Source organism: Hymenobacter frigidus (assembly GCF_014640435.1).
Taxonomy (GTDB): Bacteria; Bacteroidota; Bacteroidia; order Cytophagales; family Hymenobacteraceae; genus Hymenobacter; species Hymenobacter frigidus.
Genome location: NZ_BMGY01000028.1, coordinates 24,417 through 48,790, shown reverse-complemented (window position 1 = coordinate 48,790; position 24,374 = coordinate 24,417). Strand labels below are relative to the sequence as shown.

Below are 24,374 nucleotides of genomic sequence, written 5' to 3'. Positions count from 1 at the left end.
CCCTAGTGGCACCTGTCTGCATAAACCAGTAAAAAGTCTTGCTGATTAATGCCCTTGGTGAATAGTATGACCGTACACAAGTAGTTAAACCCAGCAACGCTGGCTGTGCTGCCAGCCCAACCAAAGGCCGTTGGGCCGGTTAGCTTTCTCAATTCAGCCCCTTATCGCTATGATGGATACCAACACGCCCGATTCTGCCGCGCAGCCCGACGGCCCCGTCCCGCAGGACAGCCGCCGCAGCTTTATCAAGCAAGCCTCCGGACTGCTGGGGCTGGCCCTGGCTCCGCCGCTCATCAGCCAGGCCGAGCGCCTCACCGCCATGTCGAAGAAGGTGGAGGGCGTGAGTGAGATGCGCCTGAAGGTGAACGGCACCGTACGTACCATTCAAGCCGAGCCGCGGGTGTCGCTGCTCGATGCTTTACGCGAACAGCTGGACCTCACCGGCTCGAAAAAAGGCTGTGACCACGGCCAGTGCGGGGCCTGCACCGTGCTGGTTGACGGCCGCAGCGTGAACAGCTGCCTCACCCTGGCCGTGATGGTGCAGGGCAAAGAAATAACCACTGTGGAAGGGCTGGCCAAGGGCGAGGAGCTGCACCCACTGCAGCAGGCCTTTATTGAGCACGACGGCTTTCAGTGCGGCTACTGCACGCCGGGCCAGCTCATGTCGGGCGTGGCCTGCCTGAAAGGAGGCCACGCCAAAACCGACGCCGACATCCGCGAATGGATGAGCGGCAACCTCTGCCGCTGCGGGGCTTATCCCAACATCGTGGCCGCCATCCGGCAGGTCGAGAAAAGCGGTTTCAAGTCCTAGTCCCCTGCCATGAACAACTTCAGCTACATCCAGGCCAATTCGGCCAAAGAAGCCACCGGCATCCGGCAGGCCACGCCCCAGGCGGCGTACATCGCGGGCGGCACCACGCTGCTCGATTTGATGAAGGCCCATTTGGCAGAACACCCGCAGCTGGTAGATATCAACGCGCTGCCCTTCAAAGGCATTGAGCAAACGAGCGACGGGCTGCGCATCGGGGCCATGGAGCGCATGAGCGACGTGGGCGAGCACCCGCTGGTACTGCAGCAGTACCCGGCCGTATCGGAGTCGCTGCTGCTGGCGGCCTCGCCCCAGTTGCGCAACATGGCCAGCATCGGGGGCAATATTTTGCAGCGCACCCGTTGCGGCTATTTCCGCGACGCGGCCTTTCCGTGCAATAAGCGCGTGCCCGGCTCTGGCTGCCCGGCCCTGGAAGGCGACAATCATAACCTCGCCATTCTGGGCACGAGTGATGCCTGCATCGCTACCGCCTACCCCGGCGACTTATCAGTAGCCTTGGCGGCGCTGGATGCAGTACTAACCCTGGAAAACGCCAAGGGCAAGCAACGCCGCGTGCCCGTAACCGAATTCTACGTGCTGCCCGGCAAAACGCCCCAGCGCGAAACTGTATTGGAGCCCGGCGAGCTGATTGTAGCCGTGACCATTCCGGCCGCCGCCCATGCCCGCCGTTCTACCTACCTCAAGGTGCGCGAGCGCGCCAGCTATGCCTATGCGTTGGCCTCGGCCGCAGTGGGGCTCGATGTGCAGGGCGGCATCATCCGCTCGGCCCGGGTGGCGCTGGGCGGCGTGGGCACCAAGCCCTGGCGCAGCCCCGAAGCCGAAAAAGTACTGACCGGTGCGCCCGCTACGGAAGCCACTTTCCGGGCCGCCGCCGCCGCCGCCCTGCGCGGAGCCCAGCCGCGTGATGATAACCGCTTCAAGGTGGAGCTGGCGCAGAACACGCTGGTGCAGGCACTGCTGAAAGTGGCGTAACCCTCATATCGCTCCCTATGGATACCGAACCAAAATTTTTCGAAACCAACCCTACCGCCGGTGTGGTGGGGCAGCCGCTGAACCGCGTGGACGGCCGGGACAAGGTGATGGGCCGGGCCAGGTATTCGGCCGAGTTCAACAACCTGCCGGGCTTGGTGCATGCCGTGCTCAAAACCAGCGACGTGGCCAAGGGCCGCATCACCGGTTTCGACACCACGGCCGCGATGAAGCAGCCGGGCGTACTGGCCATCATCACGCATCAAAACCTACCCAAGCTGGCTAAAACGCCCAACGATGCCGAAGGCAAGAAGGCCATTGGTGCGCCCATGGGCTACCTGCCACTCACCGACGACCAGATTCACTACGCCGGCCAGCCCGTGGCCGTGGTGGTGGCCGATACGCTGGAGCGGGCCCAGTACGCTGCTGCCCTGCTGAAAGTGCAGGTAGCCGCCGAAAAACCCCTGGCTTCCTACGAAGACCCCAGGGCCCAGCTGTTTGACCCCACCAAAATTCAGGACGGCAAGGCCCAGGCTCATGTGGTGCGCGGCAATGCCCAGGCGGCCTTCGCGGCGGCTCCCATCCAGCTCACCCACAAGTACACCCACGCCACCAACCACCACAACCCGATGGAGCCCGGCGCGACCACCGCCCATTGGGAAGCGCCTGACCGCCTCACGGTGTATGAGTCGACCCAGGGCGTGACGCGCACCCAAAAGGCGCTGAGCACCATGCTGGGCCTCGCAACCGAGCAGGTGCGAGTGGTCACGAAGTACCTCGGCGGCGGCTTTGGCTGCAAAGGCTCGTGCTGGCCGCACACCATCCTTACGGTACAGGCCGCCAAATTCGTGGGCCGTCCGGTAAAGCTGGCGCTTACCCGCCCGCAGATGTTCACGAGCATGGGCCACCGCGAAGACCAGACCCAAACGCTACGCCTGGGGGCGACCAAAGAAGGTAAGCTGACGGCACTCATCCACGAGAAAACCTCCACCACCTCGCCTTGGGACAACTACGCGGAGTCTAACAGCAAAATCGTCAATATGCTCTATGAGTGCCCCAATTTCGAGGCCTCGTATCAGCTGGCCCGGGCCAATGTGATGACGTCGACCTTTACCCGCGCCCCCGGCGAGGCGCCGGGCTCGTTCGCCATTGAGAGTTCGATGGATGATTTGGCGTATCAGCTGGGCATCGACCCCGTTGAAATCCGCCTGCTTAACTACGCTGAAAAAGACTCCAGCACCGGCCAGCCGTGGAGCAGCAAGAGCCTGAAGCAGTGCTACGCCCGCGGGGCCGAGCTCTTCGGCTGGAGCAAGCGCAATCCCAAGGCCGGAGCCACCCGCAACGGCCGCCTGCTGGTGGGCTGGGGCATGGCCACGGCCAGCTACCCGGTCCACAATTCACAGGGCACTGCCCGCGCCCGCCTCTACGCCGACGGCCATGCCGTGGTGCAGTCCGGCGCGACCGACCTCGGCACCGGCACCTACACCGTGATGACCCAGGTAGCGGCCGATGCCCTGGGCCTGCCCGTGGAGAAAGTCCGGTTCGAGCTCGGCGACACCAAGCTGCCCACGGCCCCCAACTCGGGCGGCTCGGTGGCGGCGGGCACGGTGTCCTCATCGGTCTACATGGCCGTGCAGGACCTGTGGCAGAAGCTCATCAAGGTGGCGGTGCTCGATAAAAAGTCGCCCCTTTACCGCGCCAAGCTTACCGATGTGGAGGCCAAACAAGGCCGCTTGCAGCTGAAAGCCGACCCGAAAAAAGGCGAGGATTTCGCCGCCCTGATGAAGCGCGCCGACATGGCCGATGTGGAAGGCAACGGCCAGGGCCGCTACGGCAGCGGCTACGAAGATGCCCAGGCCGCCGCCAACGCCGACCCCGCCAAAAAGGACGAGGCCGCCCACCACTCCATGCACTCCTTCGGCGCGCATTTTTGCGAAGTGCAGGTCGACCCCGACCTCGGCACCGTGCGCGTTACGCGCTGGGTGAGCGTGCACGGGGCCGGCCGCATTCTCAACGCTAAAACTGCCCGCAGCCAGATTATCGGCGGCAGCGTTTTCGGTATTGGCGCGGCGCTGATGGAAGGCACCGTGCGCGACCAAAACCTGGCCCGCTACACCAACGCCTCACTGGCCGACTACCACATCCCCGTGAATGCCGACATCCCGGACATGACCGTGGAGTTCATCGAAGAGCACGACCCTTACATCAATGCCATGGGCGTGAAAGGAATTGGCGAGATTTCGACGGTGGGCGTGGCCGCTGCTGTGGCCAATGCCGTGTTCCATGCCACCGGCAAGCGCGTGCGCGAGCTACCCATTACGCCCGATAAAATACTGGGCACCAAATCGGTGTGACGTCCACTCTTGCATCAATCAAAGCCAGCGCCACCGTTCCGGAACCGTCCGGGGCGGTGGCGCTGCTGTTGCTGGCCGCTGGGGCTTCCACCCGCATGGGCCGGCCCAAGCAGCTACTGCCCTACCACGGCCGCACCCTGTTGCGCCACGCCGCCGAAACGGCCGTATCCGCGGGCTGTGCGCCCATCGTCCTCGTCACCGGGGCCCTGCACGATGAATTGCTGGCAGAAATCGTGGGCCTACCCATCCTGGCCGAGCGTAATCCCGATTGGGAAACGGGCATGGCCTCGTCTATCCGCGCAGGCCTGGCTGCCGTGGCAGCGGCCGCGCCCCGCGCCGTGCTCGTCATGCTAACCGACCAGCCACTGGTGACGCCTGAGCTGCTCCAGCAGCTCATCGTGCAGCAGCAAGCGACCCAGGCCCCCATTGTGGCCGCAGCCTACGGCGAAACACTGGGGGTACCCGCTATTTTTGATAAATCTTTGCTGCCTGAGCTGCTGAAGCTGCAAGGCGCGCAGGGAGCTGGCCGCCTCATTGCGCGGCTAGGCGCGGCCGTGGGGCAGGTAGCGTTTCCGGCCGGTTTGCTCGATGTGGACACGCCCGCGCAGTACACGGCCCTGCTGCAAGGGTCGCTCGAATAACGCGGTGGCCTTCGCCATCGGCGGTTGGCCGTATTCAAGGATACTTCTACTTCGTGCCCGACTCCAGCTTGCGCAGCTTGTCGGCCTTTAAGGCCGTCACGGCCACCACCACCAGCGTCATCAGGCCGCCAAATACCACGCTGGGTACCGTGCCCATGAGCTTGGCCGCCGCGCCGCTCTCAAAGCCCCCAATCTCATTGCTGGAACCGATGAAGATGTTATTTACCGCCGACACCCGACCCTTCATATACTCCGGCGTGTAGGTGTGGATGAGCGTAGAGCGCACAATGACCGAGACCGAGTCGAACACCCCCGTCAGGAACAGCAGGAACAGCGACAGCGCGAAGCTTTTCGACAGGGCAAACCCAATAGTAGCGAGTCCGAAGCCCGCCACGGCCCACAGCAGTTTGCGCCCCGCACCGCGCTTCATGGGCGAATAGGTGAGCCACACGGCCATCAGCACCGAGCCCACGGCCGGGGCGGCCCGCAAGTAGCCCAGTCCGTCGGGCCCGGTTTGCAGAATATCCTTGGCGAAGATGGGCAACAGCGCCACCGCCCCACCAAAGAGCACGGCGAACAGGTCCAATGACAGCGCCGCCAGCACAATCTGATTGGCAAAAATGAAGCGTACGCCGCTCAGAATACTCTCGCCCAAGTTCAGTTGTTCGCCCTCCCGGGTGGGCAGCGCCCGGCCGGCAATGCTCAGAAACAGCAGAAGCGAGAGCAGCATCAGCCCCGAATCAATGCCATAGGCGAAGCCCTTGCCCATTTTGGCAAACAGCAGCCCGCCAATGGCCGGCCCCAGCACCGCCGCCGCCTGCCAGCTGCTCGAATTCCACGTCACCGCGTTCGAGAGCAACGCCCGATTGGGCAGCAGCTGCGGCATGAAGGAGAACACCGCCGGACCCAGAAACCCGCGCGCAATGCCACTCACGAACAGCACCGCGTACAGCATCACCACATACAGCGGAAAAGCGAGCACCTGCTGGTTGGCAAACAGCGCCATGCCGCTCGGCCGGGTCAATAAAAACAAGCTCAGCGAACACAGGAACAGCACTATCATCGTCGGCACGATGATGCGCTTGCGCGGCACCGAATCGGCCACGTGCCCGGCATAGAGCGACACCGCGATGCTCGGAATGGCCTCGGCCAGGCCAATCAGACCCAAAGCCAGCGGGTTGTTGGTGAGTTCGTAAATCTGCCAGCCCACCACCACACCCTGAATCTGGCTGGCGACGGTGAATAGCACCCGGGCCGACACCAGCCGACGAAAATCAGGAATACGAAGGGCCGCGTACGGGTCGTGGGCCGGCGAGGAATCAGCAGATGGGAGCATAGCGCGCAAAAACCGCCGGTGCGGCGGCCAGTGGCAAAGGTAGCCCGGGCCACCCGTCGGCCGTTTGGCTTAGCCGTGGGTTTGGCCTACATTGCACCTTTCCTTTTCACTGCCCGCGCAGCCCCAAACAATGCACTCCCACGGCCTGGAAATAACGCCCCGCCCCGACCTCCCGGCCATCGTGGCCCGCTGGCAGCGCGAAATCACGCCTATTGAGCTGCAAACTGGCTATTTCGCCATCCTGGCCGCCGCCGATGAGCTGGGCTGCTGGCGCTGGCTGCTCGACCTGCGCCGCCGCGAGGAACTGGCCTCGCCCGCGCTTACGACCTGGATGAACGCCGATTTTTTCCCCCAGCTCGTCGGCCGCTACGCTAATCCCGTGCGCATTGCCTTTCTGATTTCACCGCTGCGGGCTGCCCACGGCCAGTCCGATAGCTCGGTGGCGGTCATCAGCACTGCTGTACGGCCCGATTCAAGCTATTTTACCTCGCTTTTTACCGATGAAGCTGTTGCCTATCGGTGGTTAGCCCAATAGAAGAGGGGGATTTTTTTCGGCAATTGAAACTTTTTTTACTTTTTTTATTCCTTCAGGATTACAAAAAGTGGTCTGGATGAAGTTTTGAGGAAGGTTGCTCCTTGGAAGCAAAAAGATTTTGTCTTTTTTCGCTTTCCTCTGTTGCAGATATTCATTCCCTCGCTCTACATTTGGTCCGATAGTAGCGGGGTTTAACACACCCGCATTCGTCGCTCCCCCAGTTTTTTTCTCGGTAACTGCATACTATGGCCTAAAGCTCTACGTTCCCCTCATCCGTAGCCCTTTATGGACCTCTTGCAACCGAGCGACTCCGCGCTCATCTCGCTCTACCTGGCTGGCCAGGAATCCGCCTTCGCCATCCTGTTGGAGCGGCATCGCAGTCGTGCGTTCACGACCATCCTCCTCATCGTGCGCGACGAGGACGTGGCCGAGGACCTGTTGCAGGACACCTTCATCAAGGCCATTCACACCATGAAGAGTGGCCGCTACAACGAAGAGGGCAAGTTTGCCCCCTGGATTTGCCGCATTGCCCACAACCTGGCCATCGATTCGTTCCGGCGCGGCAAGCGGATGCCCCACATCAGCCTCACCGACAACGACCGCCTCGCCAATACCCTTACCATCGCCGACGACGGCCCGGACGATATTCTGTCCCGCGAAGAAACCCATACGCGCCTTCGGGCGTTAATTCAGCAACTGCCCGCCGCTCAAAAGGAGGTATTGCTGATGCGCCACTACGGGGATATGAGCTTTCAGGAAATTGCCGACGCAACCGGCGTGAGCATCAACACGGCCCTGGGCCGGATGCGCTATGCGCTGATTAACCTGCGGAAAAAGATGACCGCCAACCATCCTTATTATGATTCAAACCTTACCCCATTCGACACTACTCCAGTATGTGTACAACGAATTGCCGGCTGAAAGGCAGCGCGAGGTAGAAGAGGCCCTGCAGCACGACCCCGACCTGGCCGCCAGCTGTGCCGACCTCCTTTTGGCCCAGCGGGCGCTCGACGGTGTCCGTCGCGAGCCCCGGCCCGAAACTTCCGAGGCCATTTTGCGCTACTCGCGCACTTTTTTAGCCAGGTCCTAAGCCCGTTTATCTTTCTATTGCTGCCGCTCCGCGCGCGGCGGAAAGCATAGCTTACGTCTTTAGAAGTCCGGTCATGCTGGATTTGTCGACGCATCGTAACAGCAGTGGCTAACCCAATTGATGGGAGTACTGTTGTGGTCGCGCTGCTTCGACAAGTCCAGCATGACCGTTTTATTTCCGCCTGTTTATCTCCACTCCGCATGCTCCGCGCCGACCGGTTTCGTCACTTCCTCGACTACTTCACCACCAATTTTCCGGAGCCCAAAACCGAGCTGGCCTACCGCAGCCCCTATGAATTAATTGTGGCCGTGGTGCTCAGCGCCCAGTGTACCGACAAGCGCGTGAATCTGGTGATGCCGGCCCTGCTGGCCGAATTTCCCACGGCCGCCCACTTGGGTGCGGCCACGGCCGATGACATTTTTCCCTTCATCCGCAGCGTTTCTTATCCCAACAACAAGGCGAAGCACCTGGCCGGCTTGGGCCGCATGCTCACCGAGGAGTTTGGGGGCGAAGTACCGAGCCAGATTGACGAGTTGCAGCGCCTGCCCGGCGTGGGCCGCAAAACGGCTAACGTGGTGGTTTCCGTCATCTACAACCAGCCCGCAATGGCCGTCGATACCCACGTTTTCCGGGTATCACACCGCATCGGGCTCGTGCCCAAAACTGCCACCACTCCGCTGGCCGTGGAGAAAGGATTGGTCCGCTACATTCCGCAGGAACTGATTGCCAAAGCCCACCACTGGCTCATTTTGCACGGCCGCTACGTCTGCGTGGCCCGCACGCCCAAGTGCGGCATCTGCCCGCTGGCCCCCAGCTGCGCCTACTTCGCGAAGAATGCAGTGGTACCAACTGCCAAAAAAATAGCGGCCGCTTAGCCTTGCAATGGCAGCCTGACGGCCCCATTCTAGCCGTTACAAATGTGTCCGATGCAGACGGCCGCACATGGCAGTATAAGCGCGGCACTACCAACCACAAAACGCTGCTTGTTAAACTGTAATGCGCATCACTCTTTTATGCCTGCTGAGCTGCGGCCTCCAGTATTTGCTGCACTTGTTGGGCTAACTGCTGCCGGTCGAATTCCCGCTCTGCCAGCCGCCTACCATTGAGGCCGGCTGCTGCTACCTGTTCGGGCTGTTCCAGGAGGCTTTGCAACTGCGCCACCAGTGCGGCTACATTGCCGGCCGGCACGTACCAGCCGCACCCATGCTCGTCCACCAGCGCCTTGGTCCAGCCACGATTAGTGACGATTACCGGCGTGCCCACCGCCAGCGAATCATAGAGCTTGGCCGGAGAGTTAGCATCAAGCACCGGCAAGCCCAAAAATGAAACCACCGACACCTCGGCCAACGCAAACCAACCGAAAACCTGGTGCCGCGCCTGCCCGCCCACCAGTCGGATATGCGCCGGCCACCGCGCCGCTGCCGCTGCAATCAGCGGCTCGTAAAAGCCGTGCCCCAGAAATACCCACACGGCATTAGTATCGGCGGCAGCCATTGTTTCCGCAGCCGCTACCAGCTCCGGAATGCCATTGGCCCGCCCGAAGGCACCTGCATACAAAATAACTTGCTTACCAGTCAGCCCCTGTGCTCGCCGCAGGTTCTCAACCACCGCAGGCGTGGCGCGGGCGGCCAGTTCCAGGTCGGTGCCGTTGAGCACGGTGGTCACTTTTTCAGGCGCAATGCCCAAATCAGTCACGTAGCGCGCCATATCAGGCGAGAGCGGCAGAATGTGAGCCGCGCTTTTATACAGCCGTTTTTCCAACTGATAAAGCTGCCGCCGAGCCAGCGCCGTGGGCACCGCCCCCATCGCAATCGGGAATGACGGCCATAAATCCTGCACCTCAAACACCCACGGCACGCGGCGGAACCGCGCGACCTGCGCCGCCGCCCACGCCGCCGTCAGTGGCGTACTGATGCCCCAAACCACATCGGGCTTGTCAATTCGCAAGCCTTCGCGCACGGCCCAAGCGGCGTATTGCGCAAATGCCAGCGCCCGCCGGGCGGTCCCCATTTTGTTGTCGTAGGCTACCTGCGCCTCGCGGATTTCTACCCCCGCCGGCACCCACGGAAACTCCTGCGCGAGTTGTTGCCCACGCCAGGCGGGCGTGGTCAGCAGGGTTACCCGGTGCGTTTTGGCCATGTGCGCCAGCAGCGTGTAGTGCCGGCTGGTGGCCGGGCAGTCGGGGCTGGTATGGTACTGGCTAAAAACGACGATGTGCATGGGAGTCAAAGAATGACCGAGTAACTGAGCGAGTGACTTGCTGAGGTGATTCCTCCACTCAGTCACCCACTAATTCACTCAGTCACCGTTTTGGTCGATAGTGCGACTCGTTCAGCATGCGCTGGGCATCCTTTTCCCCCATCAGGCGCGCTAAGCTCACTTCGGGGTGCTCGGCCACGTACTTGCGCACTATTTGCAGGCCTACCCACTGCCCTACCCGGCCGGGGCACGTTTTGTCGATTTCGGGCACATTGGGACGCTCGCCTACGTATTTCTGAAGCAGAAACGGCGTGGTGGCATACAGCAGATTTTTCTCCAGAAAATGTCCCCACACCCGCGCCTCGTTATCTTTAAGGCCCGCCAGCTCACGCCCGGTGTAGCCCATCAACAGCGAATCGGAGGCGCAAGGCAGTACTTGGCTGGCGAAGTACAGAGCCTTGCCCGCGTGCACCATGGCATCGAGCACAGTATTGGCCGTGAGTTCGTGGCGGTTGTATTTGCTCGACACGTTCTGGGCCAGCATGGGTAGCAGGCCAGCCGGCGTGTAGCGCCGCAGCATATACTGCGGCAAGTCAGGTCGCTTGCTGGCTTTCGGACCCACAAACCAATCCAGACTCAGTACCAATAGGCTGTCGTTCACGTAAATATCCTTATTCAGGAAGCCGCTCACATACGTCACCGTTGGCGGCACCCGAAAATCGGGGAAGTAATAGTGCACCCGCCGAAACAGTTCGCCCAAATCCTTGGTGAGAGCGGCACTGTCTGGGAAAGCCGCGGCCGTTTCGCGGCCTAACTGCTGAAAGGCGGCATTAGTAGCCAGTTGCGGCAGGCCACCTGCTAATTCTTTCTCATTGGCGGGTTGGCGCTGCAAATAGTACCGGGCAAATGTCCGGTTCGCATCCATAAACTGCTGGGCATCAGCCGGAGTCTTTATCCCAAAGAGAACCGGTTCCAGGCGTTGCACCCGCATGGCTACCGCCGGAGCCCCGGCAGCAGCATCGGGCCGGCAACCGTCGGCGGGGCCGCTTTTACAAGCTCCCAGGCTTAGGCTGAGCCCAAGAAATAAGGGCAGCCAACGCCGCCAGGCAAAATTATTCGTGTCCACGCGCATTACTTTTGGGTAAAATTAGCCAAAACCCACCGCCGGTTAGTGCCTTCCCTAATTAATCCGTTCATTCGCGTCACATGAAAAAAATATTCCTTGCCCTGGCAGCTCTGGTAGCTTCGGTCAGCACTGCATCAGCCCAGGTTGAAATTGGCCTGAAACTTTCGCCGTCCATTACCAGCCTACGAGCCGAATCAACTTCCAAAAACAGCTTTGCCAGCGACGGAAGCCAACTCGGTTTTAGCGGTGGGTTGGTTGTTGATTATTTCTTTGGCGAAAACTACGCCTTTAGCACGGGCCTGGAACTGGCCGGCAAAGGGGGCACCATCCGCTATACCGACTACCTGAATAGCGGCAGCGGCAATGGTAATCCTGTTGCGGTTTCGATGAAAATCAGCACCCAATACTTGCAAGTTCCGCTTTCGGTGAAACTCTTTACCAACGAAATTGCCCCCGCTACGCGCCTTTACTTCCAGGTGGGCGGCTCGCTGAACGTGCCCATCGGCACGCGCATCAGCGGCAGCAAATTTTATAAGGACCCCGTCACCAACGCTGAAAACAAGGGCAGCGACTACGTCTACCTCTTTGATGCCGACGCTTTGGTGGCAGCTGGTGCCGAATACACGCTGGGTAAAAGCACGAAGCTTTTTGCTGGACTCGGCTACCACCGCGGCCTGGTCGACATTGACCGTTACTTTGAAAGCAAGCGCGGCTTTTCAGATGTAACTATAAAAAACAGCTCGTTCGGACTCGATTTGGGCATCAAGTTTTGATAATCACGCCCAATGCACTGCGAGTGCGGCACCATATAAATAAATAGCAGGTCACAAAAAGCCCCAACTCCGTCGGAAGTTGGGGCTTTTTGCTGAAGCGAGGATTTAATTCCTTCTCTTAATCCACGATTTCAACTTCGCGGTCCTGCAAACGGCTCATGGCCGCAGCCGATGAGCGCAGTTGTATTTCCTCGCCCCGCTCGTCTTCGATGCGGTAGTCGGTGAGGCCCAAACTGCTGTCTTTCACCACTTTCACCCATTTGTAGTACTTGAGGTACCACTTCATCTGGCGCGAAACCAGCCCTTTGGTGTAGTAAGCGTGCAGGAACGGATGCACCGACAGCGTGATGCCCGATTGGTTCTGGTTCACCAGCAGGTCGTCGATACTGTTATCAATATCATCCGTAACCTGGATGGAGGCCGAAATCTTACCGGTGCCACCACAAGTAGGGCATACCTCACCGGTGATGATGTTTTCGGCCGGCCGCACCCGTTGCCGGGTAATTTGCAGCAGACCAAACTTGGTGATAGGCAACACGGTGTACTTGGCTTTGTCAAGCTTCATCACATCGCGCACGGCATCTTCCACCTTCTTGCGGCTTTCAGCAGCGCGCATGTCAATGAAGTCGACCACAATGATGCCGCCCATATCGCGCAGCCGCAGCTGACGAGCCACTTCTTTGGCAGCCAGCATGTTAATCATCAGCGCCGTTGCTTCCTGGTCGTTTTCCTGGTTGCTCTTGCTGCCCGAGTTCACGTCGATAACGTGCAGAGCTTCAGTATGCTCGATGACGAGATAGCCGCCACCGGGCACAGTCACCGTCTTGCCAAACAGGGTTTTAAGCTGTTTTTCGATGCCCGTTTGCTCGAAGATTTTAATTTTCGAGTTGTGCAGCTTTAGCAGACCCAATTTATCGGGCGCAATTTTCTGGAGATAATCGCGCATTTCGTCATACATCGTCGGAGCATCGACCATGATGCTGTCGAACGACTCGTTGAGCATATCACGGAGCATCGACGATGTACGGCCGAGTTCGCCCAGCACTTTGTCGTTGGACTTGGCCGTGCGTAGCGTGGTGGAGAGTTGCTCCCACTTCGCCACCATGTCCTGCATGTCCTTATCCAACTCGGCTACTTCGCGGCCCTCCGCCACAGTGCGGATTATGACCCCGAAGTTTTCGGGTTTGATGCTGGCGATGAGCCGCTTGAGGCGGTCACGTTCGCCCTTGCTCACAATTTTCTTGCTGACGCTGATGGTGTTCGAAAACGGCATCAGCACGAGGTAGCGTCCGGCCATCGAAATGTCGGTGCTAACGCGGGGTCCTTTGGTCGAAATCGGCTCTTTGATGATTTGCACCACCATTTGCTGACCTTTCTTGAATACGCTTTCGGCCTTGCCCACTTTTTCAAGTACCGGCTCAAACTTAAAGTCGTTCAGCCCAGTACCCGACCGGCCGTTCTGTACCCCACGCGCCCACTTGGTGAGGGAAGGGTATTGTTCGCCAAGGTCGCCGTAGTGCAAAAACGCGTCTTTTTCGTAGCCAATGTCTACAAAAGCTGCGTTCAGGCCGGGCATCACCTTTTTCACGGTGCCCAGGAAGATGTCGCCTACTGAGTAGTTGGTGTCGTTGCGGTCAAAGTGGTACTCAATGAGCCGCTTATCCTGCAACAACGCAATCCGCTCGCCTTCCTGAGTAGAATTAATCACTAATTCATTACTCAAAGCGTTGATTTAGTTAAGGTAACCTGCGGGCTAACTCACCGAAGCACTACCCCAAAACTAGCAAAGGGAAGCCAGAACCGATGGTTCTGGCTTCCCTCGCGAGCCACGGGAAAAGCACCCAGTAAGCCACACCCGGGAGGCTACGTGAGAGATTGACAACTAGCTCCTTTCCCGTTAGGAAAACTGCCAGCCGCCGCTACGCCCCGTGAGGCTTATTTCTTCTTGTGACGGTTCTTGCGCAGGCGCTTCTTGCGCTTGTGAGTAGCAATTTTATGACGCTTTCTTTTTTTACCGCAGGGCATGATGCTTGGGGGTTAAGTTGGTGATTGTTTGTGTCGTAAACTATTTTAATTTGGCAATTTCCTCGTCTACCGAAGCGGCCAGAGCCGGGTCGGCGCTGAGGCTTTTGGCAGCCAGGAAGGCCGCCTTGGCTTCTTCTTTGGCTCCGGTACGGGCCAAAGTTACACCAAGGTAAAATTGGCCGTTCACGTTCTTCGGATTGACTTTCACCAAATCCTGAAACCGCTTCACAGCTTTATCAAACTGGTTGCTTTGAACCGCTAAGATACCCATATTGTAAAGGGCTTTCTCGTTGCGGGGGTCGGCTTCCAGCACTTCGCGCAGCAGCGCTACGCCCTGCACGGGGTTTTCGGAGGCCATATAGGCCATACCGAGGTTGGTTTTAGCGTCGAGGTTGCCGGGCTCGTCCTTCAGCACCTTGGTGTAAAGCTCGCGGGCTTTGCCGCCGAGCAGTTTCACCCGCTCATCGGTAGCCGCAAAGCTAAACGCCTGGAAGTAAGCATCGGCGGCCTGCTGCCAGTTTTGGGCGCTGGGCCGAGCCAATGCCACCTGCTCCAGGTAATACCCGGCGCTGTCGAACCGCTCCACGCTGTTGTAGCGGCGGGCCAGGGTGGTAGCCACTGTGGCTTTAGCTGCTGCATTAGGGGCGGCCTCATACTCAGCCAGCAAACGCGCCAGTTCCTGGCGTTGGGCTGCGGTAGCCGAAGTGTGCGGGGCGGCATCGGGACCGTTGTTCTCGGTGGCCGTGGCCGGCACAGGGCCAGAAGACGCCTCTGTTTTGGAGCCGTTGGTGGCCTTGCCGCCACCATCGCGATTGGCAGTAGCCGCCGCGTCCTTGCTCAGCTCTGATTTGCTTTCCTTGGGCTTCATGATGCCCTTGGGCAACACAAATAAGCCCCCGACCAGCGCGAGTGCGGCGGCGAGGACGACCAATTGATGCGTAGCGGAACGGGAAATAGCCATGGGCTGGAAAAGCCGGCCGCCGGGTTTTTCCTTTCGGAAAAGACACCGGCGGCCGGGCTGAAAATTCAGTAGCAAGTATCTAGCATTGAGCGAGTTCGGCAATCACCAAGCTCATGCTCAACACTAGACACTTAATTGCTTACAAAATTAGGCTTTGGCCGCAACGGCTTTCACCTTCTTGCTGTTTTTGATTTTTGCCACGAAGGTCTTCGATGGCTTGAAGCTCGGAATGTAGTGCTCCTCAATGATGAGCGACGTATTTTTCGAGATGTTGCGGGCGACTTTACGAGCACGCTTCTTGTTTACGAACGAGCCGAAACCGCGTACATAAATGTTGTGGCCCTCGGTCATCGAATCCTTCACGACTTTGAAGAAGGCTTCAACAGTCATCAATACATCAGCTTTCTCGATGCCGGTCTTCGTGGAGATTTCGGCGATTACCTCAGCTTTCGTCACGTTGGTATGGTACTTAGGTGGTTAAAAAAATACGTTGTTTGGGCAAAAAATCCCCGAATTCCAGCGTAAGCCCTTGCCCGGTAGGCGGTTCGCCCTTGAATTCGGGCCACAAAGGTAGCCCCCTTTTTTCGTTTTACCAACCCAGGTGTTGAAACAACCCCCTGGGCCAAATTATTCGCTTTCAAAATTTTGACAAAATCCAACCCTCAGCCATCCTTTCTGGCGGCCGCGCTTCTGACCTGGTATCCGCGGCATCACCGCGACTTGCCGTGGCGGCATACCCGCGACCCGTATGCCATCTGGCTGTCCGAAGTTATTCTGCAGCAAACCCGCGTGGCGCAGGGCCTCCCCTACTACGAAACATTCCTGGCCGCCTATCCTACCGTGCAGGCTTTGGCGGCCGCTCCCGAGGCCGAGGTACTGCGCTATTGGCAGGGCTTGGGCTACTATTCCCGGGCCCGTAACATGCACCACACCGCTCAGCAGGTAGTGAGCGACCATAATGGCCGTTTTCCAACTACTTATGCTGGCTTGCTCCAGTTGCGGGGAGTAGGGCCGTATACGGCGGCGGCTATTGCCTCTTTCGCCTTTGATGAGGCCGTGGCTGTGCTCGACGGCAACGTGTACCGGGTACTGGCCCGCGTTTTTGGGCTGCACTCGGACATTGCCGCGCCCAGCTCTCGCAAAGAGTTTCAGGCGCTGGCCGACCAGCACATTCCGGCAGCCACTCCGGCCGATTTCAACCAGGCCATCATGGAGTTTGGGGCGCTGCAGTGCACGCCAGCCAAGCCCGACTGCCTGTTTTGCCCGTTGCAGCAGCAGTGCTGGGCGTTTCAGCATGGGCAGGTGGCCCTGTTGCCAGTAAAAAGCAAGGCCAAGGCCTCGCGCACTCGCTATTTCCATTACTTCGTGCTGCGCCACGGCGAGCAAACCTACTTGCGGGAGCGCCGGGAGAAGGATATTTGGCAGGGCCTCTACGACTTTGCTTTGGCCGAAACCACCGTACCCGAATTGCCGCCGGCGGAGCTGCTGCGCCACCTCAATGCCCTTGGCGCCAGCCTCGATACCAGCCAGGCTGCCGAACCCAGCGCAACTTATCGCCACGTATTAAGCCACCAAAAGCTAGAGGCGCGCTTTCACCCGTTGGCCCTTGCGCAACCGCTGCCCGCTGCTACGTTGCGCGACTTGGGCCTGCGGGCCTATTCCGCTGCTGAGATTGAGGCGCTACCCAAGCCTAAGCTGATTGACAACTATTGCAACCAGAATCTGTAGCTCACTCCTCCTAATATCATTAGAATATCTGGCTGATATTTTTAGCAAAATATTGCTTTATCCCGACTTAATTTATTATCTTTGAATCAGAAAGAGCCGAGTGGCGTTTTCAATTCTGTATTTCCTAACGTGCAATGATATGGCCGGAGTGAACAAGGTGATTTTGGTAGGTAACCTGGGCAAAGACCCCGAAGTGCGCCATTTGGAAGGCGGGGTGAGCGTGGCTCATTTTACCCTCGCTACCAACGAATATTACAAAGACAAGCAAGGCACCCGGGTAGAACGCACCGAGTGGCACAACATTTCGGCGTGGCGAGGCCTGGCTGATATGGCTGACAAATACCTCAAAAAGGGCCAGCAAGTGTACATTGAGGGTAAGCTGCGGACGCGCCAGTACCAAGACAAGGACCAGCAGACCCGCTACATTACGGAAATCATCGCCGATGAGATTTCGTTGCTGGGCGGCCGGCCTCAGGGTCCGGGCACTCCGGTAGGCGAGGCCAATGGCACTGTAGCGGCCGACCCAGCGCACAGCTTTCGGCAAGAGCCGGAACTTGACCAGTTGCCGTTTTAACGGCGGATTATCTGTTTTCAATTGAAGCCCTGGCACCAGTCCGGGTCTCTACCCACATTTCTAAAGCCCTCCTGACCATGTGGCCGGGAGGGCTTTTTTGGACGTGTACCCGGTCGTTTCACTGTTGGCAAAGCGGTGCTGACTGGTGAAAAAGCACCCTCAACGCATCGCCACAAAACCGAAAGAAAGATATGGGCAAGGACGAGCACCAGTCCGGGGCTTTTTCCGTTGTGCCCGGCACGGGTGCACAGGTTACCTTTGATGTGTGGGGCACCAGCCAAGGCGGTGGTGCCGCGTTTCCAGCCTAACTATACGTGGTGTCGATACTGAATAAATTTCCGGGCCTGTTGGTGGGGCTGGCTTTGCTGGCAAGTTGCTCGGCGGCACCCGACTTTACGCCTAAGCCCAAGGGTTACAACCGCATTGACTTGCCGGCGCATCGCTACCAAGTACTGGGCGGCGGGCACCCGTATGAGTTCGAGTATTCCAAAGAAGCAGTCATTAAACGCGACTCGTCTTATATGGCGCAGCCGCACTGGCTGAATGTGTATTATCCCAAGCTGCAGGCCAACGTACAGATTACCTACATGGACGTGCAGCGCGACCGCCGCCTCTACAATAAAATGATGGAGGATGCACGCAAGCTCACGGGCAAACACGAAATCAAGGCTACCGCCATCGAAGAGCGGATTCTGAAAATGCCCAGCGGCATGCGGGCCTCGGTGTTTGAGTTGTCGGGCGAGGTACCGAGTCAGTTTCAGTTCTACACCACCGACAGCACGCACCATTTCCTGCGCGGGGCGCTGTATTTCCGAACGGCGACGGCCAACGACTCGCTGGCTCCCGTGATTGAGTACGTGAAAGCCGACATGGTGCGGATGCTTAACACCCTGAAATACAAGTAGACACGAAGAATGAGCAATTTCTTCAATACCCGGCTCGAACATTTGCGCTCGGTGGGCAGCACCCAGCGGGCCCAATTGCTGGGCAAAGAGCTGGGCTTGTTTACCTACGGCGACCTGATTCAGCGCTATCCGTTTCGGTACCTGGACCGCACGCAGGTGTACAACGTGGCCGACCTGAACGACGACCTGCCCTACGTGCAGGTGCGCGGCATGCTGCGCGGCAAGGAACTGATTGGTGAAGGGCCCAAGCAGCGCCTGACGGCTAAGGTGGGCGACGGCACCGGCGAACTGGAACTGGTGTGGTTTAAGGGCGTGAAGTGGGTGCAGCAGTACACGCGCAACAACCAGGAATACATCGTTTTCGGCAAGCCCACCATGTTCAATGGCCGGCCGCAGATGGCCCATCCGGAATTGGAGGAAATAACCGAGGCTAAGCCCGGCCAGAGCTATTTGCAGCCGATGTACAACACGTCGGAAAAGCTCAAGAACTACCACCGCGTAGACAGCAAGGCCATTATGCGCATGGTGGCTGAGCTGCTGAAGCTGGCATTGCCCCACGTGGTGGAGTCGCTGTCGCCGGCTTTGATTGAGCAGTACGCGCTGATGTCCAAAGCCCAGGCGCTGCAGCAGATTCACTTTCCGCAGAGTAACGAGCTGCTGGCGGCAGCCAAGTTCCGGCTGAAGTTTGAGGAGCTGTTTTACGTGCAGCTCAAGCTGCTCCGGCAGCGCGACCAGCGCAAGGTGACGCTGGCCGGCCAGATTTTCAACCAGGTGCCCACGCTGGTAGACTTCTACAAGAACCACCTCACCTTCGATTTAACCGGAGCGCAAAAACGCGTTATCCACGACATCTACAAGGATTTTTGCACTGGCCAGCAGATGAACCGGCTGTTGCAGGGCGACGTGGGCTCGGGTAAAACCATCGTGGCCTTCATTTCCATGCTGATGGCAGCCGACAACGGCGCGCAGAGCTGCATCATGGCCCCCACCGAAATTCTGGCCGACCAGCACTACACCGGCCTGAAAGTGTACGCCGACGCGCTGGGCATCCGAATTGGCAAGCTTACGGGCAGCACCCGCACCGCCGAGCGCCGCGTGCTACACGAGGCCCTGCGTGATGGCTCTATGCACATGCTGGTGGGCACCCACGCCTTGCTAGAGGACGTGGTGCAATTCCGCAACCTGGGCCTGACTATTATGGATGAGCAGCACCGCTTCGGGGTAGCGCAGCGCTCTAAGCTGTGGCAGAAGAACCCGCACGTCATCCCACACGTGCTGGTGATGACGGCCACGCCCATCCCGCGCACGCTGGCCATGACGCTGTATGGTGACCTCGACGTGAGCGTGATTGATGAGCTGCCGGCCGGCCGTAAGCCCATCGTAACGGTGCACCGGTTCGATGGTAACCGCCTGAAAGTATTCGAATTCATCCGCGACCAGGTGAAGCTGGGGCGGCAGGTCTACATCGTGTACCCGCTGATTGAGGAATCGGAAACGATGGACTACAAAGACCTGACCGATGGCTATGAAAGCGTGAGCCGGGCTTTTCCAGAGTTCCAAATCAGCATCGTGCACGGGCGCATGAAAGCCGAGGAGAAAGACTACGAAATGCAGCGCTTTATTAAGCGTGAAACGCAGATTATGGTAGCGACTACCGTAATCGAGGTCGGCGTGAACGTGCCCAACGCCTCCGTGATGGTGATAGAAAGCGCCGAGCGGTTTGGGCTCTCGCAGCTACACCAGTTGCGCGGCCGCGTAGGTCGCGGGGCCGACCAGAGCTACTGCATTCTGATGACGGGCTTCAAGCTGAGCAAAGACGCCCGCACCCGCCTCGAAACGATGGTGCGAACCAACAACGGTTTTGAAATCGCCGATATCGACCTGAAACTGCGCGGCCCCGGCGACCTGATGGGCACCCAGCAAAGCGGTGTACTCGACCTGCTTATTGCCGACCTGGCCAAAGACGGCCGCATTCTGAGCGAAAGCCGGGCGGCCGCTCAGCTATTGCTAAGCGAAGACCCCAATTTGGCCAGCCCGGAAAACGGCAATATTCGGCGGCACATCGAAAGCCTACCCGCCTCGGCAGTTAACTGGAGCCGGATTAGCTAAGCATCTGTTTCCCGCAGGGCAAAAAAAAACGACCTTATTAAAAGTCGTTGGTATTTTTCGGCTAGAACATCTCGGCGATTAGTCCGTTGCCGCTTTGCTGCGGCTGCAGCTGCTCCCGGGCCGGTTTCACCGGCTCAGAAGTGAGCACCTGATGCACCAAAACAACGGAGGTAGAATTATTAACACTTTTAGCTTCAACTGACTGCCTTACAGTTGCCTGAGTGGGCTGCTTGACAAGCTTACCGGTGACGATAAGTGATGCTAAAAGGGCAAACTTGAGAACTGACTTCATAACGATAATAGATAATTGCTGGTGCAAAGTTAAGCCGAAGCTTGTGTTTGTTAAAGAAAAACATTTAAAAGGCCAATATACCCGGCCAAAGCAGAACCGTTAGAATCGGAATTTGGTGACTCTTGGGCTTTATTTAGGAAGCTCCGATTGAGGCTCCTGAGCATATACGAAGTAAACGGATTTCCTGTACGGAAGTGACCACGGGAGTGTTATGGTTCGGCTACTTTTTTGTTAACTAACCCGAAAATTCTCCTGTCGGCAAGGACTGATTATAACGCGCAGCAACCCCAATACGCTTACTTTTGAGCGTACTGAGCCCATTTTGCCCATCCATTGATTTTCCACCTATCCCAAATTTTATGTTGCAGCGCGTTTTACTTACTAGCCTGATAAGCTGGACAATACTGGGTAGCATCGCTCCGGCTACAGCCCAAAAAGTAAAATCAACCCCGTTCAGCTACCTGCCCGAACAAGGCGCGGACCGGTACGACATGCGCGTGCCCCGCAAGACCCTAGCGCTGGCCGATGGCTCAGGCTTCGTGATTCTGGCCCACCAAAGCGCGGGCGGCTACGCGGTAGAGCGCTACGATGCCGACCTCAAAAAGCAGTGGAGCACTACCATTCCGGTCACGCCCGGCGAAACCCTGGAAGCTTTCGGGCGTGGGCCGCAACAGGCTTGGGTGGTGCTGCATCATAAAGATGACAATGGCCAGAATCTGGCCGTGGTACCCGTGAACCTGCAAAGCGGCCAGCGCGGCCCGGCCAAAGTGGTGATGACCGCCGCCCCACGCGACCGCCGGCTGGGCGTGTCCATTTCGCCCGATGGCACCCGCCTCCTGGCCTTCCGCTACCTCACCCGCGAGCAGCAGGTAAAAAGTATCGCGGCCACGCTGTTTGACCAAAACCTAGCGCAGCAGGAAGAAAAAGCCTATGATTTCCGCGACCAGGGCGACTTCTTCTCCCCCGCCGTGCACGTAGCCAACGACGGCACGCAGTACGTGACGCTGATAAGCGACGGCATGAAGAAACTAACCGTGCGCCGCTACCCGGCCGGCAAATCACCCGAAATCAAGGTGCTGGGCGTGCCGGTAGGCGGCACTTTCGGGGGCCGGCCGGTCACCATCCGCGATGCCAAATTCACGGTTTTAAACGACGGCCGCCTCTACGCCGCCGCCTTGTGCGCCGACTACGCCACCGGCGAGTACTACAGCCTGAAAGTGGTGAAATACGATTTCAGCGGCACCGGCGACATGAAGTTTTCCCCGGAATTCCGCTTCACTCCGGCTTACCTGACCGAAGTAGGCAAAGCCAGCGGGCTCGACGTAAAACGACTGGACGACATCTACCTAGGCGAAATGCTCCTGACTCCCGAAAAGCAGCTGGTAGTCGTAGCCGAAAAGCATTTTGAAGAAGGCGGCAGCGAAGCTCCGGTACACGCCCGCGAGCTGCACGTATTTGGCTACAACGAGTTTGGCGCGCCCACCTGGCACAGCATCGTAGCTAAAGACCAGGTGGCCCCGGCCGTAGATTCCTATACCGGCATTGGCTTCCGGGCAGCGGTGTTTGGCGGCACCGTACAACTCCTCACGCTGGAAAACATCAACAAGAAATCAGACCTGTACCTGCGGCGCGTGAATGCCCAGACCGGCGTAGTAAGCGCCCCCGAACGCCTGAAGCTGAACGTGGCCGACGACCAGCAGCTGGCTTACGTGAAGGATTTCACGGCTTGGCTTAATGAGAAAACCATCATCGGTGTGAGCCGGCCGAGCAAAAAATCGGCAGCCTTGCAGCTGGAGAAGATTGTGTTAAAATAGCGTTCTGGCAGCGCAAACGTCGGTTCCCGCAGAGGGCGCAGAAGAAACGCTGAAGGTCGCAGAGCGCAACGATAAAGGGCCGCCCCCATCGGGAGCGGCCCTTTTCGTCACCTACAAAATCCGACTAATCCGCCGAATCCGATAAATCTGCGGTTCAGACGGCGTACTCGTTAGCCGTAATCAGCTTAGCGGCGATGCGACGACGAGCCTCTTTCACGTTCAGTAATTCGGTTTTGGTAAAGCGCTTGAGGCCCATGAGCAGCAGGCGCTGCTCGTCGCCCTCAGCCATGCTGCCAATGGCGTCTTTGCCAGCTTTCTCCACGATGTCCACGGCATCGGACAAGTACACGCGGGCAATGTCAGCTTCTACGGCCATTGCCTCTTCACCCTTCGATGAAGCCTCCTTCTCCACGCGGAGCAGGGTGCTTTCGGCGATGTACACCTTAATGGACATGTCGGCAATGTTCATCAGCAGTTCCTGCTCCTTGGCGAGAGTAGCGGTGAACTTCTGCACAGCCGAACCGGCTACCATCAAAATAGCCTTTTTCAGGTTGGCGATGGTTTTCATCTCCTTGCTGAACAGGCCGGTTTCCTCGTCCTGGCTCATGCTCGGGATGCTCAGCAACTCCTGCTGCACGGCCTGGGCGGGGCCCATCAGGTCGATTTCGCCCTTCAAGCCCTTTTTCAGAATCATGTCAACGGCCAACAGGCGGTTAATCTCGTTGGTGCCCTCGAAGATGCGGTTGATGCGCGAGTCGCGGTAGGCGCGGTCCATCGGATAGTCGGCCGAGTAACCGTAGCCGCCGTAAATCTGCACACCCTCATCCACCACGTAGTCAAGCACTTCCGAGCCTTCTACTTTCAGTATGGCGCACTCCACGGCAAACTCGCGGGCAGCACCCAGCAGGGCTTCGTTCGAGCCTTTGCCTTCGGCTATGAGCTGCTGCTCCATGCGGTAGATGTCGGAGCCGGCGCGGTAAATAGCCGATTCCACGGCGTAGATGCGGATGGCCTGCTGCGCCAGCTTGTAGCGAATCGCGCCAAACTTCGAAATGGGCATCTTGAACTGCACCCGCTCGTTGGCGTACTTCACGCTCAGCGTGGCGGCCATTTTGGTGGCACCAAGGCAAGCCGCGGCCAGCTTGATACGGCCAATGTTGAGCACGTTGAAGGCGATGAGGTGGCCTTTGCCAATCTCGCCCAGCACGTTCTCCTTGGGGACGGTGCAATCGGACAAGAACACCTGCCGCGTGCTGCTGCCCTTAATGCCCATCTTATGCTCCTCGTTGCCTAGGCTCAGGCCGGGCGTGTCGCGGTCCACGATAAAGCCGGTGAACTTATCGCCGTCGACCTGAGCAAACACGATGAATACGTCGGCAAAGCCGCCGTTGGTAATCCACATTTTCTGGCCGTTGAGCACGTAGTGTGTGCCTTCCGTATTCAGCACGGCCTTGGTTTTGGCGCTCAACGCATCGGAACCGGAGCCGGGCTCGGTGAGGCAGTAAGAGCCCATCAGCGTGCCATCGGTGAGGCCGGGCAGGTACTTGGCCTTCTGCTCGTCGTTGCCGAAGTACAGAATGGGCAGCAGGGCAATGCCGGTGTGGGCCGCAAAGGCCACCGGGAACGAATGGCCTCCGCCCACGCCCTCTGTCACCCGCAGGGCGGTAGGGAAGTCCATGTCGAGGCCACCAAACTGCTCGGGCACGCTCACACCGAACAGGCCGAGCTGGCCGGCTTTCTCCATCAGGCCGCGCATAAGGCCTTCCTCGTGATTGTCGAGGCGGTCAAGCAGCGGGGTCACTTCGGCAGCTACGAAGTCCAGACAGGTCTGGTGCATCATAATCTGTTCTTCGGTAAAGTCGGCCGGGGTGAAGACGCTCTGCGCATCGGTCGGCTTGATGATGAATTCGCCGCCCTTCAGGCTGGCTTGTTGCGTTACTTCCATGACGGTTAGGATGAGATTGTGGAGTTGAAAAGTGTTAGGCTAGCCTACTAATTAACGAAACAATGGGCCGGCCGATTTAGTGTTGCAAGATAAGAAAAAATGTTAGGCGTGCCTACTACTTTGCCGAAAGAAAACCCCGGTTGCGCGGGGTTTTCTAGTTCTTTCAGAA

General features: G+C 58.6%; 22 protein-coding genes. 14 read left to right on the top strand and 8 right to left on the bottom strand.

Features of this window, described 5'->3' with window-relative positions; all coding sequences use genetic code 11:
* Window positions 1-169 precede the first annotated feature (169 nt).
* The 4 genes from IEW17_RS14280 to IEW17_RS14265 are packed head-to-tail and all read left to right on the top strand — an operon-like array spanning window position 170 to window position 4,793.
* Complete coding sequence (locus IEW17_RS14280; protein WP_229749011.1) at window positions 170-811, top strand: (2Fe-2S)-binding protein; 642 nt, start codon at window positions 170-172, stop codon at window positions 809-811.
* Window positions 812-820: 9 nt separating this feature from the next.
* Complete coding sequence (locus IEW17_RS14275; protein ID WP_188562726.1) at window positions 821-1,801, top strand: FAD binding domain-containing protein; 981 nt, start codon at window positions 821-823, stop codon at window positions 1,799-1,801.
* Window positions 1,802-1,818: 17 nt separating this feature from the next.
* Window positions 1,819-4,152, top strand: a complete 2,334-nt coding sequence (locus tag IEW17_RS14270; RefSeq protein WP_188562725.1) for a xanthine dehydrogenase family protein molybdopterin-binding subunit — start codon at window positions 1,819-1,821, stop codon at window positions 4,150-4,152.
* A complete protein-coding gene (locus tag IEW17_RS14265; RefSeq protein WP_188562724.1) occupies window positions 4,149-4,793 on the top strand; it encodes a nucleotidyltransferase family protein in 645 nt (214 codons plus the stop codon). The genes IEW17_RS14270 and IEW17_RS14265 overlap by 4 nt, the downstream gene beginning before the upstream one ends.
* A gap of 46 nt (window positions 4,794-4,839) precedes the next feature.
* Here the strand turns inward: IEW17_RS14265 and IEW17_RS14260 are convergent, their stop codons facing one another.
* On the bottom strand, window positions 4,840-6,129 hold the full coding sequence (locus IEW17_RS14260; protein ID WP_188562723.1) for an MFS transporter: 1,290 nt from the start codon (window positions 6,127-6,129) through the stop codon (window positions 4,840-4,842).
* 130 nt (window positions 6,130-6,259) lie between these two features.
* Here IEW17_RS14260 and IEW17_RS14255 point away from each other — a divergent pair, with 130 nt between their 5' ends.
* The 4 genes from IEW17_RS14255 (at window position 6,260) to nth (ending at window position 8,629) form a co-directional block, all read left to right on the top strand.
* Window positions 6,260-6,664 carry a hypothetical protein gene (locus IEW17_RS14255; RefSeq protein WP_188562722.1) on the top strand — a complete coding sequence of 135 codons (405 nt, stop codon included), beginning with the start codon at window positions 6,260-6,262 and terminating at the stop codon, window positions 6,662-6,664.
* 285 nt (window positions 6,665-6,949) lie between these two features.
* A complete protein-coding gene (locus tag IEW17_RS14250) occupies window positions 6,950-7,585 on the top strand; it encodes an RNA polymerase sigma factor (RefSeq protein ID WP_188562721.1) in 636 nt (211 codons plus the stop codon).
* Window positions 7,563-7,754: a hypothetical protein gene (locus tag IEW17_RS14245; protein ID WP_188562720.1), complete on the top strand. Its 192-nt coding sequence runs from the start codon at window positions 7,563-7,565 to the stop codon at window positions 7,752-7,754. The genes IEW17_RS14250 and IEW17_RS14245 overlap by 23 nt, the downstream gene beginning before the upstream one ends.
* Before the next feature lie 200 nt (window positions 7,755-7,954).
* Window positions 7,955-8,629 (top strand): endonuclease III, encoded by a 675-nt coding sequence (gene nth, locus IEW17_RS14240; RefSeq protein ID WP_188562719.1) that lies wholly within the window; start codon window positions 7,955-7,957, stop codon window positions 8,627-8,629.
* A 136-nt stretch (window positions 8,630-8,765) separates the two neighbouring features.
* Here the strand turns inward: nth and IEW17_RS14235 are convergent, their stop codons facing one another.
* Window positions 8,766-9,974: a glycosyltransferase family 4 protein gene (locus tag IEW17_RS14235; protein ID WP_188562718.1), complete on the bottom strand. Its 1,209-nt coding sequence runs from the start codon at window positions 9,972-9,974 to the stop codon at window positions 8,766-8,768.
* Between the two features lie 82 nt (window positions 9,975-10,056).
* Window positions 10,057-11,079, bottom strand: a complete 1,023-nt coding sequence (locus tag IEW17_RS14230; protein WP_444542861.1) for a gliding motility protein GldB-related protein — start codon at window positions 11,077-11,079, stop codon at window positions 10,057-10,059.
* Window positions 11,080-11,159: 80 nt separating this feature from the next.
* Here IEW17_RS14230 and IEW17_RS14225 point away from each other — a divergent pair, with 80 nt between their 5' ends.
* Window positions 11,160-11,852 carry a porin family protein gene (locus IEW17_RS14225; protein ID WP_188562716.1) on the top strand — a complete coding sequence of 231 codons (693 nt, stop codon included), beginning with the start codon at window positions 11,160-11,162 and terminating at the stop codon, window positions 11,850-11,852.
* A gap of 118 nt (window positions 11,853-11,970) precedes the next feature.
* On the opposite strand, the gene IEW17_RS14220 is transcribed toward IEW17_RS14225, so the two are convergent.
* From IEW17_RS14220 to IEW17_RS14210, 3 genes are all read right to left on the bottom strand, one after another.
* On the bottom strand, window positions 11,971-13,575 hold the full coding sequence (locus tag IEW17_RS14220) for an Rne/Rng family ribonuclease (protein WP_188562715.1): 1,605 nt from the start codon (window positions 13,573-13,575) through the stop codon (window positions 11,971-11,973).
* A gap of 342 nt (window positions 13,576-13,917) precedes the next feature.
* Complete coding sequence (locus IEW17_RS14215) at window positions 13,918-14,838, bottom strand: tetratricopeptide repeat protein (RefSeq protein ID WP_188562714.1); 921 nt, start codon at window positions 14,836-14,838, stop codon at window positions 13,918-13,920.
* 147 nt (window positions 14,839-14,985) lie between these two features.
* Window positions 14,986-15,294, bottom strand: coding sequence for an HU family DNA-binding protein (locus IEW17_RS14210; RefSeq protein WP_188562713.1), 309 nt, complete (start codon window positions 15,292-15,294; stop codon window positions 14,986-14,988).
* Window positions 15,295-15,483: 189 nt separating this feature from the next.
* Here IEW17_RS14210 and mutY point away from each other — a divergent pair, with 189 nt between their 5' ends.
* The 4 genes from mutY to recG all read left to right on the top strand — a co-directional run bounded on the left by mutY (window position 15,484) and on the right by recG (window position 20,154).
* Window positions 15,484-16,566: an A/G-specific adenine glycosylase gene (gene mutY / locus IEW17_RS14205; protein WP_229749010.1), complete on the top strand. Its 1,083-nt coding sequence runs from the start codon at window positions 15,484-15,486 to the stop codon at window positions 16,564-16,566.
* Between the two features lie 139 nt (window positions 16,567-16,705).
* Window positions 16,706-17,140, top strand: coding sequence for a single-stranded DNA-binding protein (locus tag IEW17_RS14200; RefSeq protein WP_188562712.1), 435 nt, complete (start codon window positions 16,706-16,708; stop codon window positions 17,138-17,140).
* 326 nt (window positions 17,141-17,466) lie between these two features.
* Window positions 17,467-18,045: a gliding motility lipoprotein GldD gene (gene gldD, locus IEW17_RS14195; RefSeq protein WP_188562741.1), complete on the top strand. Its 579-nt coding sequence runs from the start codon at window positions 17,467-17,469 to the stop codon at window positions 18,043-18,045.
* 9 nt (window positions 18,046-18,054) lie between these two features.
* The gene (recG, locus tag IEW17_RS14190; protein WP_188562711.1) at window positions 18,055-20,154 is read left to right on the top strand and encodes an ATP-dependent DNA helicase RecG; all 2,100 of its coding nucleotides are present in this window, start codon (window positions 18,055-18,057) and stop codon (window positions 20,152-20,154) included.
* Between the two features lie 61 nt (window positions 20,155-20,215).
* Here the strand turns inward: recG and IEW17_RS14185 are convergent, their stop codons facing one another.
* Window positions 20,216-20,446, bottom strand: a complete 231-nt coding sequence (locus tag IEW17_RS14185) for a hypothetical protein (protein WP_188562710.1) — start codon at window positions 20,444-20,446, stop codon at window positions 20,216-20,218.
* Between the two features lie 359 nt (window positions 20,447-20,805).
* On the opposite strand from IEW17_RS14185, the gene IEW17_RS14180 reads away from it, so the two are divergent.
* The gene (locus IEW17_RS14180; RefSeq protein ID WP_188562709.1) at window positions 20,806-22,260 is read left to right on the top strand and encodes a hypothetical protein; all 1,455 of its coding nucleotides are present in this window, start codon (window positions 20,806-20,808) and stop codon (window positions 22,258-22,260) included.
* Between the two features lie 154 nt (window positions 22,261-22,414).
* Here IEW17_RS14180 and IEW17_RS14175 read toward each other — a convergent pair whose 3' ends face one another.
* On the bottom strand, window positions 22,415-24,205 hold the full coding sequence (locus tag IEW17_RS14175) for an acyl-CoA dehydrogenase FadE (protein WP_188562708.1): 1,791 nt from the start codon (window positions 24,203-24,205) through the stop codon (window positions 22,415-22,417).
* Between the last annotated feature and the right edge of the window lie 169 nt (window positions 24,206-24,374).